The organism is Marinomonas sp. BSi20584 (assembly GCF_002792415.1).
Classification (GTDB): domain Bacteria; phylum Pseudomonadota; class Gammaproteobacteria; order Pseudomonadales; family Marinomonadaceae; genus Marinomonas; species Marinomonas polaris.
Genome location: NZ_KZ454883.1, coordinates 97698 through 116382, shown reverse-complemented (window position 1 = coordinate 116382; position 18685 = coordinate 97698). Strand labels below are relative to the sequence as shown.

The 18685-nt window shown below is 42.5% G+C and carries 15 protein-coding genes; 13 read left to right on the top strand and 2 right to left on the bottom strand.

Annotated elements, in window-relative coordinates:
- Window positions 1-8 precede the first annotated feature (8 nt).
- The 3 genes from thrC (at window position 9) to TY87_RS14700 (ending at window position 3461) form a co-directional block, all read left to right on the top strand.
- Window positions 9-1394 (top strand): threonine synthase, encoded by a 1386-nt coding sequence (thrC, locus tag TY87_RS14710; RefSeq protein WP_072841544.1) that lies wholly within the window; start codon window positions 9-11, stop codon window positions 1392-1394.
- Between the two features lie 96 nt (window positions 1395-1490).
- Window positions 1491-2210 (top strand): 16S rRNA (uracil(1498)-N(3))-methyltransferase, encoded by a 720-nt coding sequence (locus TY87_RS14705; RefSeq protein ID WP_072841546.1) that lies wholly within the window; start codon window positions 1491-1493, stop codon window positions 2208-2210.
- 153 nt (window positions 2211-2363) lie between these two features.
- Window positions 2364-3461, top strand: a complete 1098-nt coding sequence (locus TY87_RS14700) for a GGDEF domain-containing protein (RefSeq protein ID WP_072841548.1) — start codon at window positions 2364-2366, stop codon at window positions 3459-3461.
- Between the two features lie 113 nt (window positions 3462-3574).
- Here the strand turns inward: TY87_RS14700 and TY87_RS14695 are convergent, their stop codons facing one another.
- Window positions 3575-4804 (bottom strand): sugar MFS transporter, encoded by a 1230-nt coding sequence (locus TY87_RS14695; protein WP_072841550.1) that lies wholly within the window; start codon window positions 4802-4804, stop codon window positions 3575-3577.
- A 366-nt stretch (window positions 4805-5170) separates the two neighbouring features.
- On the opposite strand from TY87_RS14695, the gene recJ reads away from it, so the two are divergent.
- The 9 genes from recJ to TY87_RS14650 all read left to right on the top strand — a co-directional run bounded on the left by recJ (window position 5171) and on the right by TY87_RS14650 (window position 16338).
- Complete coding sequence (gene recJ, locus TY87_RS14690) at window positions 5171-6895, top strand: single-stranded-DNA-specific exonuclease RecJ (protein WP_072841640.1); 1725 nt, start codon at window positions 5171-5173, stop codon at window positions 6893-6895.
- 121 nt (window positions 6896-7016) lie between these two features.
- Window positions 7017-7859 carry a bifunctional methylenetetrahydrofolate dehydrogenase/methenyltetrahydrofolate cyclohydrolase FolD gene (gene folD, locus TY87_RS14685; protein WP_072841551.1) on the top strand — a complete coding sequence of 281 codons (843 nt, stop codon included), beginning with the start codon at window positions 7017-7019 and terminating at the stop codon, window positions 7857-7859.
- Window positions 7860-7983: 124 nt separating this feature from the next.
- On the top strand, window positions 7984-8574 hold the full coding sequence (locus tag TY87_RS14680) for a UPF0149 family protein (protein WP_072841552.1): 591 nt from the start codon (window positions 7984-7986) through the stop codon (window positions 8572-8574).
- A gap of 70 nt (window positions 8575-8644) precedes the next feature.
- Window positions 8645-9952 (top strand): aminopeptidase P N-terminal domain-containing protein, encoded by a 1308-nt coding sequence (locus TY87_RS14675; protein WP_072841554.1) that lies wholly within the window; start codon window positions 8645-8647, stop codon window positions 9950-9952.
- A gap of 30 nt (window positions 9953-9982) precedes the next feature.
- Window positions 9983-11188 carry a UbiH/UbiF/VisC/COQ6 family ubiquinone biosynthesis hydroxylase gene (locus tag TY87_RS14670; RefSeq protein WP_100187644.1) on the top strand — a complete coding sequence of 402 codons (1206 nt, stop codon included), beginning with the start codon at window positions 9983-9985 and terminating at the stop codon, window positions 11186-11188.
- A gap of 141 nt (window positions 11189-11329) precedes the next feature.
- Complete coding sequence (locus TY87_RS14665; RefSeq protein WP_100187643.1) at window positions 11330-12157, top strand: HDOD domain-containing protein; 828 nt, start codon at window positions 11330-11332, stop codon at window positions 12155-12157.
- A 285-nt stretch (window positions 12158-12442) separates the two neighbouring features.
- The gene (locus TY87_RS14660; RefSeq protein WP_100187642.1) at window positions 12443-13510 is read left to right on the top strand and encodes a Fe(3+) ABC transporter substrate-binding protein; all 1068 of its coding nucleotides are present in this window, start codon (window positions 12443-12445) and stop codon (window positions 13508-13510) included.
- Between the two features lie 55 nt (window positions 13511-13565).
- Complete coding sequence (locus TY87_RS14655; protein WP_100187641.1) at window positions 13566-15230, top strand: ABC transporter permease; 1665 nt, start codon at window positions 13566-13568, stop codon at window positions 15228-15230.
- A 40-nt stretch (window positions 15231-15270) separates the two neighbouring features.
- A complete protein-coding gene (locus TY87_RS14650) occupies window positions 15271-16338 on the top strand; it encodes an ABC transporter ATP-binding protein (protein ID WP_198432106.1) in 1068 nt (355 codons plus the stop codon).
- Window positions 16339-16414: 76 nt separating this feature from the next.
- On the opposite strand, the gene TY87_RS14645 is transcribed toward TY87_RS14650, so the two are convergent.
- Window positions 16415-17281, bottom strand: coding sequence for an HDOD domain-containing protein (locus TY87_RS14645; protein ID WP_100187640.1), 867 nt, complete (start codon window positions 17279-17281; stop codon window positions 16415-16417).
- Window positions 17282-17384: 103 nt separating this feature from the next.
- Between TY87_RS14645 and TY87_RS14640 the strand changes: the two genes are divergently transcribed.
- Window positions 17385-18581, top strand: coding sequence for a class I SAM-dependent rRNA methyltransferase (locus TY87_RS14640; RefSeq protein WP_100187658.1), 1197 nt, complete (start codon window positions 17385-17387; stop codon window positions 18579-18581).
- Window positions 18582-18685: the final 104 nt, after the last annotated feature.

Here is an 18685-nt window from a genome sequence, read left to right as displayed (position 1 = left end):
GAGCAAATATGAAATACATTTCTACTCGTGGTAAAGCGCCTGCGCTTTCTTTTGGTGATGTGTTATTGGCTGGTTTGGCAAATGATGGTGGCTTATATGTACCTGAAACCTTGCCTCATTACAGCAAAGAAGAAATCGCTTCTTGGGCGAGTCTAAGTTACCAAGAACTTGCTTTTAAAGTGATGTGGCCTTTTGTGGAAGGTGATATTCCTGCTGATGCTTTTAAGACTATGATTAAGGACGCTTACGCTGGTTTTAATCATACTGCTATTGCGCCCATGGTTCAGATTGGTAATAACGAATGGATACTAGAGTTATTTCGTGGTCCAACCTTGGCATTTAAAGATTTTGCATTACAGTTGCTTGGTCGTTTGATGGATTATGTTCTGTCTGAACGTAAGGAAAAATTGGTTATCCTAGGTGCGACATCTGGTGACACGGGTTCTGCAGCGATTGAAGGGTGTCGTCATTCAGAGCATCTGAATATTTTTATTTTACATCCATACCAACGTGTATCTGAAGTACAGCGTCGTCAAATGACTACGGTTATCGACGACAATGTATTTAACATCGCGGTGAAAGGTAATTTTGATGATTGCCAAGGCATGGTGAAATCCAGCTTTGCTGATCAGTCTTTCTTGAAAGGCGCTAAGTTAGGTGCGGTTAACTCGATTAACTGGGCCCGTATCATGGCTCAGATCGTTTACTATTTTTCTTCAGCTTTGTCTGTTGGCGCGCCGCATCGTAAGGTGTCGTTCTCTGTGCCAACGGGTAACTTTGGTGATATCTTTGCGGGTTATTTGGCGAAGAAAATGGGCTTGCCAATTGATCAGCTTGTGGTTGCTACCAACCAGAATGATATTTTGCATCGCGTGATCGCAGAAAACGACATGAGTCGTCAGTCTTTGAACGTGACCCTATCGCCAAGTATGGATATCATGGTTTCTAGTAACTTTGAGCGTTTATTGTTTGATGCTCATGGTCGCGATGGTGCGGCAATTGATGATTTGATGGCGCGCTTTAATAAAGGCGATGTATCGTTAAATGATCAAGCTTGGTCTTTTGTAAAAGATAACTTTGACAGCTATAAAGTCGATGACAAGAAAACTTGTGAAGTGATTGCAGATGTGTTTGCTAAAACACAATACTTGCTTGATCCGCACACGGCGATTGGTCTTGAAGCGGCTCGTCATTGCTGGAAAGATCAGTCTGTACCAATGATTACCCTGGCAACAGCCCACCCAGTGAAGTTCCCTGAAGCTGTCGAAAAAGCTGGTTGCGAAACACCAATGTTGCCTGAGCACATGAAAGATCTTTTCGAGCGTGAAGAATCTTATACTGTACTAGATAATAGCCTGAGCGATGTTCAGGCTTTTGTTGCTGAAAAAATTTAGTTTAATTAGAGATAGCTCTAGATAAATTAGCAATGCTAATAACGGCCAATCAAAGATTGGCCGTTTCTTTTTTCCTTTTATTTTTGCGCCCTTCATATGAATATCATATTACTTGATTCTAAAAACACCCTTGGTGATGGCCTTTATGGGTTAACTCTGCGCCAACAAACTCATATTTCAAAAGTCATTAAAGCGCAGCAGGGTGATGTTCTGCGAGTGGGTATTTTGAATGGAAAAATAGGCGAAGGGGTTTATGAGTCGCCAAGCGAGGATAGAGCCGGTTATATTCATTCGTTAAATCTCTCTTCTCTGCCGCCAGAGCCTTTGCCTATGGTATTGGTTATGGCTTTGCCAAGACCAAATATGCTGAAGCGAACCTTGCAAAATATCACTGCAATGGGGGTGAAAGATTTATATCTTATTCATTCCGCCAAAGTTGAAAAAAGCTATTGGCAGAGTCCCGTTTTGCAGACCGAATCTATTCAGCAATGTTTGTTAGAAGGATTGGAACAAGCCAAAGACACAGTAATGCCAAACTGGTCTTTAATTCCTAGGTTTCGTCCTTTTGTAGAAGATCAATTGCCAGATATTTTAAAAGATAAAGTGGGATTGCTTGCACACCCTTATTTGTCTAAACGTTGTCCTATCGATATTCAGCAACCTTGTGTTCTAGCACTTGGGCCTGAAGGTGGGTGGAATGAATTTGAAGTGAGTAAATGGCATGAAGCGGGCATGGAATCAGTGCATTTGGGGGATAGAATTTTAAAAGTTGAAACAGTGGTGCCTGTTTTGTTATCGCGTTTGTATCCAGCCTAAAGTGCTAAGTATATGAATTGTTGTAATTTGTAACTAAAGGGGGTTATGAGAGGAGCTATTTTAGGCTTTGGTGTAGGATTGTGTGTATTGGGGAGGCTTATTTGAAGTTTCCCTATCATATACGGCTTGGAAGTGCTAAGTCGGAGAATATGCATGACAAAATACGCACATAAATCAAAATTTGATAATAAAAAAAATAAAGCTTCTTGGCTGACCTTTTTCTATGTAGGTAATACTGATGATGTATTTTCTGAAAATATTCGTCGGGTTTTCATTATTAATCTGTTTGCCTCTGTCGGTATACTTTTTACTTTACCACTAGGTATTGTGTCGCTCATCGAAGAGAAAACTGTCCTTGGTTCTGCGTTGATATTGATTGCATTTTTATATGCAATGAACCATATCTATTTGCGCCGTACCCATAACCATGGTTTATCTGGTAATTTCGTAATCTACCCCCTGTATGCTTTGATGATTTACCTTGTTTATACTGGTGGTGTAAAGGGAACGGGGCATGTTTGGATATATTGTATTCCAGCTGTGTCTTTATTTTTGAATGGCATGAAGAGAGGGTTGATTGAGCTTAGCTTTTTTACACTCGCTTTAATTATTACGATGTTTTTTACGGATAGCCATTTTGCCGAATTTGGTTATGACCCAGAGTTAAAGACGAGGATTCTATTTTCCTTTATCGTGGTGGTTTTTCTTTCTGGTATTTATGAATATTCAATGTCTCGGTTTAACCAAGAATTAAAAGAAACTTCAGCCAAGCTAAAGCTAGTCGCTTATATTGACGCATTGACTGAACTATTAAATCGTAGAGGAATGTTGCAACGGCTTGAGGCAAGCTCCTATACGAGTTTTCATCTATTGTTGGCTGACGTTGATTTTTTTAAAAGTATTAATGATGAATATGGTCATGACGCTGGAGATTATGCTCTTTCTCAATTGGCTAAAATTATCCAAGTGTCTCTTCCTGAGGGCGGCTTAGCTTCTCGATGGGGGGGAGAAGAGTTTTTGATAGCGGTTTGTGATTGTAGTGAGTCGGAGGCTTTTTCATTGGCTGAATCTATTCGGCAAGATGTAGAGGATTACGAGTTTGAGTATCTCGATCAGAAGTTTCGTATGACTCTAAGTTTTGGTGTGGCGACAATGAATGAATCTACTTCATTACGAGAAGCGATAACTCTTGCTGATAGTCGTTTATATAGTGCAAAGCGAGCAGGTCGAAACCGAACTCGAAAAAGCTAAATGCGCTGCCTTCTGTTGATGATTGATTAATAAAAAATGGCCTGCTTAATGGCTTAAGCAGGCCATTTTTCTATAAAGCGTTACACTATATTATTTTTTCTGTTGTGCTTTTATCAAGAAACGGGTTTAGAGCCAAAGACTCCAAAGTAAGCAATATATAGGTAACAAATTATTGGCATAACGAATGAAATTTGAAGGCCAATTGAGTCAGCAATAAAGCCCTGCAATACCGGTAATATAGCGCCGCCTACAATAGCTAAGCAAAGCAAGCCAGAACCACGACTAGTTTGTGGACCAAGATCTTTCAAGGCGAGGCTGAATATAGTTGGGAACATAATAGAGTTGAATAAGCCAACTAATAATATAGACCACATAGCAACATGACCATCATTCAGTATAGCGCTAGTAATCAATGCAATTACTGCGAAGGCATTAAATGTGAGTAAGCTACCGGCAGAGATACGCTGCATTAACGCGGCACCAATAAAGCGTCCTACCATAGCTCCGCCCCAATAATAGGCGACATAATGAGCGGCATCTGCCTCAGCTAGGCCAGCAATATTTTCAAGGCCAAAGAAGTTAACCAATAAACTGCCGATGGCCACTTCTGCACCCACATACATAAATATCGCGACAGTTCCCAACACCAAATGGCGGTGTTTTAAGATGCTAACGCTTGGCGTATCCGTGGTGTCTTCTTCAATATTTGAAGGTGTTGGAAGGCTAATGCGAGTGAAAATAGCAGCTAAAAGAACAAGTAAAATCGCCAAACCGATGTAAGGGATAATAACGCTCTCAGCTTCTTGTGCTTTGGTGGCATATTGTCCGGCAACCGTAAACAATAGTGCACCACCAACAAGAGGTGCAACGGTTGTGCCTAACGCATTAAAGGCTTGAGAAAGCGTTAAACGGCTTGATGCTGTTTCTGTTGGCCCCATTGCTGTAACAAGAGGATTTGCTGCGACTTGAAGAATGGTAATACCTGCCGCTAAAACAAAAAGCGCACTTAAAAATATACTGTATTGCTGTGCTTTTGCGGCAGCAATAAACAAAAGGCAGCCAGCTGCGGCGATCATTAGGCCGATACCTATACCACGCTGAAAGCCTACTTTTTTGACTAGGTTTCCTGCAGGTACTGAAACGATAAAGTAAGCGCCGAAGAAGCACATTTGAATCATCATGGCTTGCGTATAGTTAAGGTCAAAAACGCCTTTCAAGTGCGGTATTAGGATGTCATTCAATGAGGTGATAAAGCCCCACATAAAGAACAATGATGTTAAGGCAACCAACGCAAATCGTTGGTTTGATTGTGGTTTATGAGTCGTAGGTGAGTGATTTTTCATATTTTTTCCGATAGGTTAAAACGAGTACTGCTCAGTTTTTATCTTTAGAATACTTATCCAAATCAAAAAAGTGCGGCATCATATCACCGAATATCTTAACTTTCTGGTCAGGAGGTGGTTCTGTAGGTGATAGCCTAGAAAATTCCTTTTTTGCGTCAGTTTTGTAAGAAAACCTCTCCTATTTACCGCTTATGTAACAAAACCTAATGATATTATGTGTCTGATTTTTAATCATTTTATGGTGGTTCTTGATCCAGTGTGGTTTTGTATTTGCTGAAAATTTTTTCTTGGAATTGGCTGCAGCGCGAGTGCGGTCATTTTCATGTTATTCTTTGTCTATCTGCTTATCCTGACTTTGAGATTTATATGCGTATTGAGCGTCGAGCTGTGCCGGCTGAAAAAAATGACTTTCCCTCGACTATGTCTGCGACTTTACAGCGCGTTTTTTTGTCTCGTGATGTGGTGTCCGTTGCTCAGCTTGATTACCGCTTACCGCATTTATTAAGACCTGATTCTTTATTTGACCTAACCACCGCGGCGAAGATATTGGCGGATGCCATTGTTGCTGGTCAGAAGATTCTTATCGTTGGTGACTTCGATGCCGATGGCGCGACAAGTACCAGTCTTGGCATTTTAGCTTTAGAGGCGATGGGAGCGATTGCTCCAGAATACTTGGTACCAAACCGATTTGAATTTGGTTATGGACTAACGCCTGAAATTGTCGAGGTCGCGCAAGAGCGATCACCAGATGTCTTGGTGACGGTGGATAATGGCATTGCTAGTATTGATGGCGTGTTGGCAGCAAAGTCCTATGGTATGAAAGTAGTTGTTACAGATCACCATTTACCCGGTGATACGCTTCCGAACGCCGATGCTATTGTGAATCCAAACCATCCAAATTGTGGTTTTCCAAGCAAGAACTTAGCGGGTGTTGGCGTTATTTTTTACGTAATGTCGGCTTTAAGAGCCGAGTTGAATAGTCGTAATTGGTTTACTGATCAGCACATTCCAGAGCCCAAAATGGCAGATTATTTGGATTTAGTGGCACTCGGAACTGTAGCGGATGTTGTGCCTTTGGATGCCAATAATCGCATTCTCGTCCAGCAAGGTATCAAGCGTATTCAAGCCGGCTTGGCGCGCCCGGGGATTCTCGCTTTATTAGAAGTCGGGCGTCGCGATTATACTCAATTGAAAGCATCCGATTTGGGTTTTGTGGTCGGGCCAAGGTTGAACGCTGCAGGTCGTTTAGATGATATGTCGATCGGTATTGAGTGTTTGCTCGCAGTTCATCCTCATCAAGCACGCGATTATGCTCAGCAGTTAGATCAGTTCAATCGTGAACGCAAAGCTATCGAATCTGATATGAAAGAACAGGCTGAATTAGCACTTGTGTCTTTGTTAGACGAAGAACAAGACATGCCGAACGGTATGTGTTTTTACGATGCGGATTGGCATCAAGGTGTGATTGGGATTTTGGCTTCGCGGATGAAAGATAAATGCCATCGTCCAGTGATTGCTTTTGCTCGTGTGGGTGAAGATGAGTTGAAAGGCTCAGCTCGTTCCATTGCGGGTGTTCATATTCGTGATGCTTTGGATTTATTGGCCAAACGTTATCCGCAGTTGCTTAGCAAGTTTGGTGGTCACGCCATGGCGGCAGGTATGTCGATCAAAGAATCTCACTATGACGCTTTCCGTTTGGCATTTGATGCCATCATTACCGAATGGGTAACCCCCGAACAATTACAAGCGACATTGTTGACTGACGGGCCGTTGGCGCCAGAAGACTTTAGTTTGAGTTTTGCCGAGCAAGTTCGCTTATCTGGCCCGTGGGGACAGATGTTCCCAGAGCCTTGTTTTGATGGCGTGTTTGATATCTTGCAGCAGCGTATCGTTGGTGAAAAACACCTTAAACTTATGGTGCGTGAGCCGAGTAGTGGGCTTTTATTAGATGCAATTAGCTTCTTTGTCGATCTAGATCAATGGCCGAATGATAAAGCGACACAAGCTCGCTTGGTTTATAAACTTGATGTGAATGAGTTTCGTGGTCAGCGTAACCTTCAGTTGTTGGTGGACTATTTAGAGCCAGCGTAGAGTAAAAGTGAAGATTCGCTCTTTTGCCGAACAAATTGGTTTTGGCACTGCGTATCAAAGCAAAAGTTGAGGTATAATGCGCCTCCCTCATACATCACTCTAATTTTACTGGAGCTCATTCATGACTGCACTGGTTCTTGACGGCAAACTTTGCGCCAAAGAAACTGAAAACCGCCTACAGGCTCAAGTTACCGAGCTTAAAGAGCGTACCGGTTGCACCCCAATTTTAGCGACAATTCTAGTGGGTGCTGATCCAGCATCAGCCACTTATGTGAAGATGAAAGGCAATGCTTGTCGTCGTGTTGGTATGGATTCTATGGCAATTGAATTGTCTGAAACCACGACCACTGAGCAGCTACTAGCAAAGATCAACGAGCTAAACAATAACCCTGACGTGCACGGTATTTTGTTGCAACACCCAGTGCCAGAGCAAATTGATGAACGTTTGTGTTTCGACGCGATTGCGGCTCACAAAGACGTAGATGGTGTAACTTGTCTTGGTTTTGGTCGTATGGCTATGCAAGAGCCTGCTTACGGCGCGGCAACACCTGCTGGTATCATGCGTTTGCTTGAAGCGTACGATGTGAACCTAGAAGGTAAGCACGTTGTTGTGGTTGGTCGTAGTCCAATTCTTGGCAAACCAATGGCGATGATGATGTTGAATGCCAATGCAACCGTGACGATTTGTCATTCTCGTACACAGAATCTGTCTGAATTTGTGAAACAAGCCGACGTAATCGTTGGTGCTGTAGGCAAACCAGAATTTATCAAAGCAGAGTGGATCAAAGACGGCGCAGTTGTGGTTGATGCTGGTTATCATCCAGGTGGTGTTGGTGATATTGAGCTTGGTCCTTTGACTGATCGCGTTGCGGCTTATACTCCAGTTCCTGGTGGTGTTGGCCCAATGACAATCAATACTTTGATTCTGCAAACGGTAGAGTCTGGCCTTAAACAACTAGGCTAATAGACTTGAAAGGCCTGTATCACTGCCCCATATTGTTGGTATGAGATCGCAATATGTGACAGAAAGCCGCGCCACTAGGTGCGGCTTCTTTTTTATAAATTGAACAGAAATAGGTAGACAGTTTATGTCCACAGAAATGTTAAAAGACGCATTGGACTTCGATTTGATCGCCGATGTTTTTGTCACCGAATCCATTACCGCATCACCATCAGAATTGCATGGCCAACTTTGTGGTTATCTTGCTTCTGGCGTGACTTTGCCATTGGAAGATTGGTTGTCCATGGTTGTAGAGTTTTGTGATATCGAAGGCTGGAAAGAAGAAGCTAGTCGAGCAGTAATCGTTGAACTTTATACCGCCACGCTGACTTTGTTCCAAAATGGTGAGTTTGCGCTTGTGCCAAGTATTTCCGATGACGATGCTGAATTATGCGAAAGAGGTGTGACTTTGGCGCAATGGGCCCATGGTTTTTTGGCTGGTTATGGTTTGTCTGGGCAAAAAAAGGATTTATCAGATGAAACCAAGCAAATTCTGCGTGATTTTGCCAATATCTCCGGCATGCAAGCGGAAATGCGCGCATTAGAAGACAACAATGATAACGAAGCTGATTTAACAGAATTGGTTGAGTACGTCAGACTGTCGGCAATGATGTTGTACACTGAACATCATGATATCAATCCTGATGTAGATCATACTAAACAAAATTCTCTACACTAGATTTTTATGTTAAATCAAAATGTTATCGCTAGTGTTTAATGGAATGAAAAATTAATAAGTGAGACCTTCTATGAAAATCGACACTCAAACTTATCAGGCTCGTCGTGAGCGCCTGATGCAATCGTTACCTGAAAACAGTGTGGTTGTTCTGCGAACGGGTGAGTTAGCAACTCGCAATAATGATTGTGAGTATGAGTTTCGTCCGCATAGTAGTTTTTTCTATTTAACTGGATTTCCTGAGCCAAGTGCCTACGCCATTATTCGTGGCCGTGGTGAAATGACCTTAGTGACTTTGCCAAAAGATCCTGAACGTGAGCAATGGGATGGTTTTCGTTTTGGTAGTGAAGGCGCGATAGCAAATTTTGGTGCAAATGATGCTGCTCCGTTAGAAGAATTAGACAAGATGGCGTTTGCTGCTTTAGATGGCGCTGAACAAGTTGTGTATTTGTTTAACGACGATGTTCTTCGTGAAAAAATTGCTTGCTGGCGTGATGCTATTGCTGCAAAAGTCAGAATGGGCGCGGCGGCGCCGACAAGTTTCATTGACTTATTTCCATTTGTGTCTGAAATGCGTTTGCGCAAAGACGCGGAAGAAATCGGTATCATGGAAACCGCAGCGCAAATTAGTGTTGAAGCTCATAAACAGGCTATGCGATCTGTTCGTCCAGGTATGAATGAATACCAGCTAGAAGCAGAATTAAATTATGTGTTTATGAAATCCGGTGCGCGCCAACCTGCGTATAACAATATTGTTGCCTCAGGTAGTAACGCCTGCGTCTTACATTACATCAAAAATGACGAAGTGATCGAAGATGGCGATCTGATCTTAATTGATGCGGGTGCAGAATTAGGTTGTTACGCAGCGGATATTACTCGAACTTTTCCAGCGAACGGTAAATTTAGTGAACCACAGGCGGCTTTATACCAAGTGGTATTAGATGCTTATCATGCAGGGATGAAAGAGCTGACGGTAGGAACGCCTTATGAAGCTTGCCATAACGCAGCGGTTCGAACATTAACAGAAGGTCTGGTTGCTCACGGATTATTAACTGGCGATGTAGAACAGCTGATCGAGAGCAAAGCTTATCGAGACTTTTACATGCACAATACAGGTCATTGGTTAGGTCTGGATGTTCATGACTGCGGTGCTTATAAAATTGCTGGTGAATCGCGTTTGCTAGAAGAAGGCATGGTGTTAACCATTGAGCCTGGGTTGTATGTTTCGGCTGATAATGAATCGGTGGACGAAAAATGGCGAGGTATTGGTATTCGTATTGAAGACGATGTGCTTATCCGCGCCGATGGCCCTTATGTTTTGACCCATGGTCTGCCAAAAGAAATTACAGAGATTGAGGCCTTAATGGCTGAAAGTCGATAAACATTATAAAGACGAGACGGAGTAAAGAAGATGGCTAAGTCGTACGATTTGATAATAGTTGGTGCCGGTATGGTTGGCGCTTTGTCTGCGATATTGTTAGCTAAATCTTCTTTGAGAATTGCTCTTGTTGATAAACATGATGGCGAATATAGGTTGTCCACACCGCCAGCTTATGACGCACGTGTGAGTGCCATTTCTAGTCAATCTAAAGCCTTGCTAGAACAGGCTAATGTTTGGCAAGGCATTGCGCAAGACCGTATTGCTTCTTATGACAATATGGTGGTTTGGGATGGCCTTGGCGAGGGCTATATCGATTTTAATGCTCAAGCGACGGCAATGCCCGAGCTTGGTCATTTAGTTGAAAATGCTGTACTAAATCAGCAATTAATGGTGCAAGTTAGACGTTCGAAAAACATCGATCTGTATTTAGGCGATTCTTTAGAGTCACATGAGTTAAGTGAATCTGGTGTAAGAGTAGAACTGACGTCTGCTCATGTGCTGGAAGCTCAGACCATTATTGCGGCAGATGGTGCTATGTCCAAACTGCGCAGCGAAAATGCCTTTGATACCGTTGAGTGGGATTATGGTCATCATGCGATCGTCACAACGATCGAAATTGCTCAATCTCATGAAAATACTGCGTGGCAGAGTTTCGGCGAAGAAGGTATTTTGGCATTTCTTCCGCTTCCTTCTGTCGATCAAAAACATTTTGTGTCCATTGTTTGGTCTGTACCGCCTAAAGAAGCCGAGTCTTTAATGGTTCTCGACGAGAAAGCTTTTTGTCGTCGTTTGCATTACGCGATGAATAAGCGCTTCGATGTCTTGGGTATCACTCAGGTTCGTCAAGCGATTCCTCTAAGACAACGTCATGCAAAGCAATATGTGAAAGCCGGGCTAGCGTTGATTGGCGATGCCGCACATACTATTCATCCTTTAGCAGGGCAAGGTGCGAACCTAGGTTTTGGTGATGTGAAGGCGTTAGTGGAAGTGCTAGAAAAAGCCCATAGACGTGGCGAGTATCTAGGGACGAGTAAAGTTCTACGCCGTTACCAGCGTGCACGCATGTTGGATAACATTGCCATGGCTGCAGGTATGGAATCATTTAAGCGTCTATTTTCCACTCAGCAACCGTTTATTGTTCAGCTCAGAAATATCGGTATGAAGCAATTTAACAAAGGCGAATCTTTGAAGAAAAAATTGATTGCCCGTGCTGCAGGTTTGTCTTCTTTCTCTTAAATTAAGCATTTTTTTGTTTTTTGCAATTAGGAGGTAAATAGCGTGTTTTCAAAACGCTACGTATTTCCGGTTGCAAAAAGCATTTGCTGTCTTATTCTGCATGTATAGATATATCACCAATCAGAGAAAAGGCGGAATTGTATGCAAGCAACGGATCTTCTGAAGAAAACGGATAAACTTCCCAATGTCCCCGATGTCGTTCGTGAACTGATTCAGCTCCTAAGTGATCCTAATGTTAAATATTCCGATCTTACTGAACGCGTTTCTCATGATCAGACGATCTCCTTGAAAGTATTACGCGTGGTTAACTCGGCTTATTTTGGCTTATCGAGAAAAATTTCTTCTATTGATGAAGCAACTGTTTTGCTTGGAACAGATAAACTGAAAACCTTGGTTATTGCTTCTGGTTTTTCTAACTCGGTAGCCAAAGTTGAAGGTTTAAACCTTAATGAGTTTTGGGCGGATTCTTTCAGAGTGGCAGAATTAGCACAATGGTTTGCAAAGCGGACACCTTTGGTGGAGACCGATGAAGCTTTTACGGCAGGAATTGTTCATAATATCGGGCGATTATTATTGCATCTTACTGAGCCAGCTATTGCGCAAGAGATTCAATCTTTGGTTACTAACCGTAAAGCGGGGCGTGTTAAAGCTGAACAAGATTTACTTGGCTTTACTTCCCAAGATGCTGGTAAAGCGCTAATGGATTTGTGGAAGTTTCCGGCAGGACTTGGATATGCAGTACAACATCATAAACGTCCTTTTTCGGATGATGAGCCAAATCCGCTTGCTTGTGTGTTGAATTTGGCTTGTTACATTAATGCATGTATTCGTAATGAGCGAGATTACGATTTAGTTCGAGAGGGCTTTCCTTCTGCTGTAGCGAAAGCGGCTGGTTTGCCTGAGGGCGTTATTTATGAATTAGATGATGCTTTAGCGATTGGCGATGGACTTAATCAATTACTTCACTAGGTTTTAATATCGTATTTTAACTGCTCTTAAATACGTTTAAATGCATATGTTCAATAGATTGGCGTATTCAAAAAATTGATATGCTAGTCTTTAATTTATCCTTTGTTTATCTCTGTCTAACCCCTTATGTTACCTCTATAAATAAATGATAATCGCTAGTGTTTGGCATTGTGTTGTGCTAATTTCTTGTCTCTTTTTTTTATGGCCTTTTCTCTTATTTTCATCTGCTATGTGGTGTTTTTGGGAAGAGGGGATCTGTTGAATTGGTAGAAGGTGAGTATGTTTATGAAATTGCGCAAAACGATCAAAACGCAAGGACAAAAATCAATATTGAGTTATGTCGGATTTGTTGCGTTAGCTTCGTCATTGCTTCTTTCTACCGGTTTACAAGCCAAAGGCGAAGTGAACATCTATTCTGCTCGCAAAGAATCTCTTATTAAGCCTGCGTTGGATAAATTTTCAGAGCAAAACGATGTGGTTGTTAACCTTATTACCGGTTCTGCCGATGCCTTGTTGAGCCGTTTAAAAGCAGAAGGTGATGCGAGTCCAGCGGATATTTTTATTACTGTTGATGCTGGCCGTTTGCACCGAGCAAAAGCTGCAGGCGTATTGCAGCCCATTCATAGCGACGTATTAAGCGCAAATATTCCGAGTCATTTACGAGATAGTGAGGGTTATTGGTTTGGATTATCTCAGCGTGCTCGGGTGATTTTTTACAACCCTAAAAAAGTCTCAGTAAAAGATTTATCTACTTACGAAAATCTTGCTGATCCAAAATGGAAAGGACGTATTTGTGTGCGTTCTTCAGCCAATATTTATAACCAATCTCTGGTTGCTTCCATGTTAGAGGCAGATGGTCGTGAGAAAACGCAATCCTGGATCAAAGGACTCGTTTCTAACCTTGCACGTCCGCCTTTTGGTGGCGATGTGGATCTATTAAAAGCCGTTTCTGCGGGTGTATGTGATCTAACGCTGGCGAATACTTATTACTATGGTCGTCTTGGGCAAAGTGATAGTGCAGACGAAAGAGCGGTTTATAACGACGTAAAATTGTTTTGGCCTAATCAAGCGCAAGGTGAACGCGGCGCTCATGTTAACGTTAGTGGCGCTGGTATCACTGCCGCGGCGACTAATATTGAAAATGCTACCTTGTTGCTTGAGTTTCTCACTAACCAAGCTTCCCAAGAATGGTATGCTCACGTGAATAACGAGTATCCTGTGGTAAAAGGCATTGGCGCTCCAGAAATGTTGGCGCCATTTGGTACATTCCGTGCGGATACGATTTCGTTAAGCCAATTAGGTGAAAACAATCGTGAAGCAGTCGAGCTTATGGATATTTCTGGTTGGAAGTGATTTTTCTGATATTTGCTCCATATAACGAGCTTTCTGATGTGGTTTTTGATAATCGATGGCTAATTTAGCTCCCCCGAGTTTAGCAAGTAAGTCTAAGTGGAATTGGTTAAAAATGGCGGCAATGATTATTGCTGCCATTTTGGCATTACCTATTTTGGTTGTTTTGGTTAATGTTTTGATCGGTGATGGTGAAGTGTGGCGACACCTTTATCAGACAGTCTTAGCTGAATACATTTCTAACTCCTTGTTACTGATGTTGGGGGTTGGCATTGGCGTGCTGGTTATCGGTGTGCCTTGCGCTTGGTTGACTAGCATGTGTGATTTCCCCGGTCGCACCTTACTATCTTGGGCCTTGCTTTTGCCAATGGCCGTGCCTGCTTACATTATTGCTTATACCTACACAGGAGTATTGGATTTTGCAGGTCCTGTACAAACTTTTATTCGCGAACTTACTGGTTGGCGTTACGGTGAGTATTGGTTTTTTGAAATACGTTCCCTTGGTGGCGCCATAGCTATGCTGACCTTGGTTCTTTACCCTTATGTGTATCTCATGAGCCGAGCGGCTTTTTTAGAGCAGTCTGAGAACACCTTAGAGGTTAGTCGCACACTTGGCTATTCTGGTCGCGCGGTATTTTTCAAATTGGCACTTCCCCTTGCTCGTCCGGCGATAGTAACAGGCCTTACCTTAGCGCTTATGGAGACATTGGCGGATTATGGTACGGTGCAATATTTCAGTGTAAATACTTTCACAACGGGCATTTTACGAACCTTTTATGGATTTGGTGATATCGCAGCTGCTTCTCAGCTGGCAGGTATTTTATTGATGTTCGTGGCGGTGTTGATTTTGCTAGAACGATATTCTCGGCATCGCATTCGTTATCATGCATCAGGTCTAAAAAAGGCCAGTAATCGGCGTATGATTTTGAAAGGTAGTCGTGGCTTTATAGCGTGCATTTTTTGCTTGCTGCCTATTCTTGTTGGCTTTCTTATTCCCGTAGGTGTGTTGGCGTATTGGGCGGTATTTAAAGCAGAAATGCCCGGAGTGAACTTTATTCAACTGGCGTGGAACTCGTTTTATCTAGCGGCTATGGCTTCGCTTATTGTGGTGAGTTTAGCCTTGATATTGAGTTACGCTATTCGTTTAAATAATGGTAAAGCGGTGAGGACATCTGTAGGCATTGCGGGATTAGGTTATGCTTTGCCTGGGACTATTATCGCGATTGGCACTATTGTTCCTCTAGCTTGGTTGGACCATCGAATCATTGATTTGGTTAAACATTACAGTGGAGAAAGAGTCGGTTTGATTTTTTCTGGCACATTAGTGGCGTTACTGTTTGCTTACACGGTTCGTTTTATGGCTGTCTCTTTAGGTGCGGTACAAAACGGCCTTGGAAAGATTAAGCCGAGTATGGACATGGCAGGTCGTTCGCTAGGGATGTCGCCTTTTAAAGTTTTAACGCGCATTCATATTCCGCTATTAAAAGGTTCGGTCTTAACGGCCATGTTAATTGTTTTTGTCGATGTGTTGAAAGAATTACCAGCGACCTTGGTGTTACGGCCATTTAATTTTAATACCTTAGCGGTGCGAGCTTTTGAATTGGCGTCAGATGAGCGACTGATCGATGCTGCTCCAGCTTCGTTAATGATAGTGCTGGTGGGACTAGTACCAGTGATTTTGTTGAGTCGTTCCATTTCTTCTCACCTGAATAAATCTAAATAGCTGAAGCGCCAAATAGCGTTTATTAAAAATAGGATCGCATATGACATCTTTACCTCCTCATAAACTATTGAAAGAAATGACACTGACCGATGTTTCGGTTGGTTATGATGGTGATGCGGTTGTTAAAAATGCTTCATTCAAACTGCTAGAAGGGCAGATCGGTTGTTTACTCGGGCCAAGTGGCTGCGGTAAATCGACCTTGTTGCGTGCAATTGCAGGCTTTGAGTCTTTAATGGTAGGAGAAATTCGCATTGATGACGAGGTGATTGCCAGTCAATCACACAGTGTGAATCCTGAGCACCGTTTTATCGGTATGGTGTTTCAAGACATTGCCTTGTTTCCACACCTTACCATTGCACAGAATATTGCTTTTGGCTTATCTGCTTGGTCTAAAGAGGCAGCACAGGAACGAGTGACTTATTTGTTAAATTTGGTTGGTTTGTCGGGTTTCGAATCACGCTATCCGCATTCTCTTTCTGGTGGCCAACAGCAACGTGTCGCTTTGGCTCGCGCCATTGCACCTAAGCCTAAATTACTGCTGATGGATGAACCTTTCTCTGGGCTTGATGCTAAGTTAAGAGAAGAGTTGGTACCTGATATTCGTGCCATATTGCAGCATGAAAAAATGAGCGCGTTATTAGTGACCCATGATCAGATGGAAGCCTTTGCGATGGCGGATCAAGTATCGGTTATGAGTGAAGGCGTAATTCATCAAACAGGTTCGCCGTATCAGATTTATCATCGACCAGAAACACGCTTTGTGGCGAGTTTTATTGGTCATGGGGATTTCCTAACGGCTACCGTCTGTGGTCCAGATTGCGTTCATTCAGATTTGGGTAATATTCGCGGTGATTTAGACCATGGTTTTGCTGACAATACTCAAGTGGACTTATTGGTTCGTCCTGATGACATTTTACATGATGACGACAGTGAATTTGTTGGTGTGATTGTAAGTAAATGGTTTCGTGGGTCACACTTCTTATATCGCGTGAAATTGTCTTCTGGCAAAGTGGTATATTGTTTTGCTTCTTCTCACCACAATCATTCCGTGGGGCAAGAGATCGGCTTGAGTGTTCATTTAGATCACCTGGTGATGTTCCCTCGTTAGTAAATAAAACGCCCAAGTGACTTGCTTATAAATCACTTGGGCGTTTTTATGTATTGTTGGGGGGCAGACAATAGAGCTAGATAGTTCCGATTCCTTGCTCATGGCACACTTCAATTATTCCTTCAAAATCGTATTCACTCAGTTCTAAATGATCTAGGACGTAATGGCCAATTTTTTGCCATTCGTAGTCTTCGCTTGCACCGCCTATGTGTCTATAGGTTGAGGCAATGTGCTCAGCCATTTTTAAAATAGAAGCAAAGGTTAAATTAATAGAGTCGCCAGGCACTCTGTGGTGGAATAAGTAATCGACACGGTGGTGTTTGGCTATAACCGCACAGCAACTTTTAGGTAGTCCCCATGATTTTGCTAAATAATAACCGACAACTGAATGGTTGGTTTTGAAAGCTTGGTTTTCAACGTCGGTTAGGTTGAATTCTGGATTTTGATAACCTTGTTTCAATACATCTTTGTAGCCATCGAAACGCTTAAGCATCAAAGGAATACCTGCATTATGAAAAAGCCCAAGCGCATAGCATTCATCTTGGTATTTAAAATTAAGCTGATTGGCTAGACTTGAGCAAATCACAGCAACTTCGCTGGCTGTGTCCCAGAAACTGTGTAAAGATTTTATTGCGTCATCTGAAAGTTCGCTTTTGACTGCGAGTCCGTTAACGATATTGGTGACGCTTGTTGGGCCAAGCAACATGACAGCTTGCTGAATGGATGCTATTTTTTTAGGTAAATTAAAAGACGCAGAGTTGACGAGTTTTAATACGGCGGCTGAAAGGCTTACATCCTGTGAAATGATTTCTGATATACGTTCCATGTCAGGATCTGGCATGGCTTGTTCCATGTGTAAATCCACCATAATTTGTGGTTGTGGTGGAATGCTGATGCCTTGCAAGATGAGTTTTAGCTGATTTTCATTTAATGTAGATGACATGGACACACTTCTTTAAGACAAGTAACTTTACAGCTACGTAATTCGTAGCAATTGAATCTAGAGTCTTTATAATAGCGTTTTTTAAATATACTGGGTGAAAATTTTGAGTGTTATTCGACTAAAAGGTCAAGCTGATCGCCGTTTAAGGGCTGGACATCAATGGATTTACAGCAATGAGGTAGATACCTCAGCTACGCCATTAAAGCAATTTACCCCAGGGGATCAGGTTGTTGTCGAAACAGCTCAAGGTAAACCTCTTGGTATTGCGACAATAAACCCTAATACATTGATCTGCGGTCGTTTAATGAGCCGTAGTACCGATACATTTTTAAACAAGTCGACTTTGGTTCATCGTCTAAAGATTGCTTTATCTTTGCGTGAGCTGACTTATCCAGCGCCGTATTACCGTCTTGTTTTTGGTGATTCTGACGGTTTGTCAGGTTTGGTTGTCGATCGTTTTGCCGATGTTTTGGTTGTACAAATATCGACCGCTGGCATGGAGCGAGTAAAAAACGAGATCGTTGAAGCCTTGCAAGATGTAGTGAAGCCATCAGCGATTCTGATGAAAAATGATGGCAAGATGCGTCAGATCGAAGGCCTTGAAACCTATGTTGAAGAAGCTTTTGGTACGGTTCCAGAGTTGGTTTTCCTACAAGAAAACGGTGTGTTGTTTCAAGCGCCAGTGTGGGATGGACAAAAAACTGGTTGGTTCTATGATCACCGTGAAAACCGCAAAACCATGCAAGGCTTTTGTGATGGCAAACGCGTACTTGATGTTTTCTCTTACATTGGTGGTTGGGGCGTTCAAGCAGCCTCTGCTGGTGCGACAGATGTTACCTTTATTGATGCGTCTGAAAGCGCATTGAGCCATGTTGGTGAAAACCTTAAGTTGAACCAATACGAAGGTGGTTTTAACTTGATGCACGGTGATGCATTTGAAGCGATGCAGTCTTTGATTGAAGGGAAAGAGCGTTTCGATGTGGTTGTTATGGATCCGCCAGCGTTTATAGCTCGTCGTAAAGACATTAAAGCGGGCGAGGGTGCTTACCATCGTGCAAATCAGCTAGCGATGCGCTTGGTTGCGAAGGGCGGAATTTTGGTTTCCGGTTCTTGTTCTATGCATCTGGAAACGGCACGGTTACACGATATTATTCGTAGCAACAGTCGTCAATTAGAGCGTTTTTCGCAGTTGATTTATCGCGGAACGCAAGCACCAGATCATCCGGTCCACCCTGCGATAGAAGAAACGGAATACCTAAAAGCTCTATTTTATCGAATCCATAACAACATGGGTTTATAAGCTTATTTGGTTTATGTTGTTAGTAACCAAAAAATAAAAGCTAAAGAATAAGAACGAAAAAAGCGCTGTCAGATATGATCTGGCAGCGCTTTTTTATTTGGCAA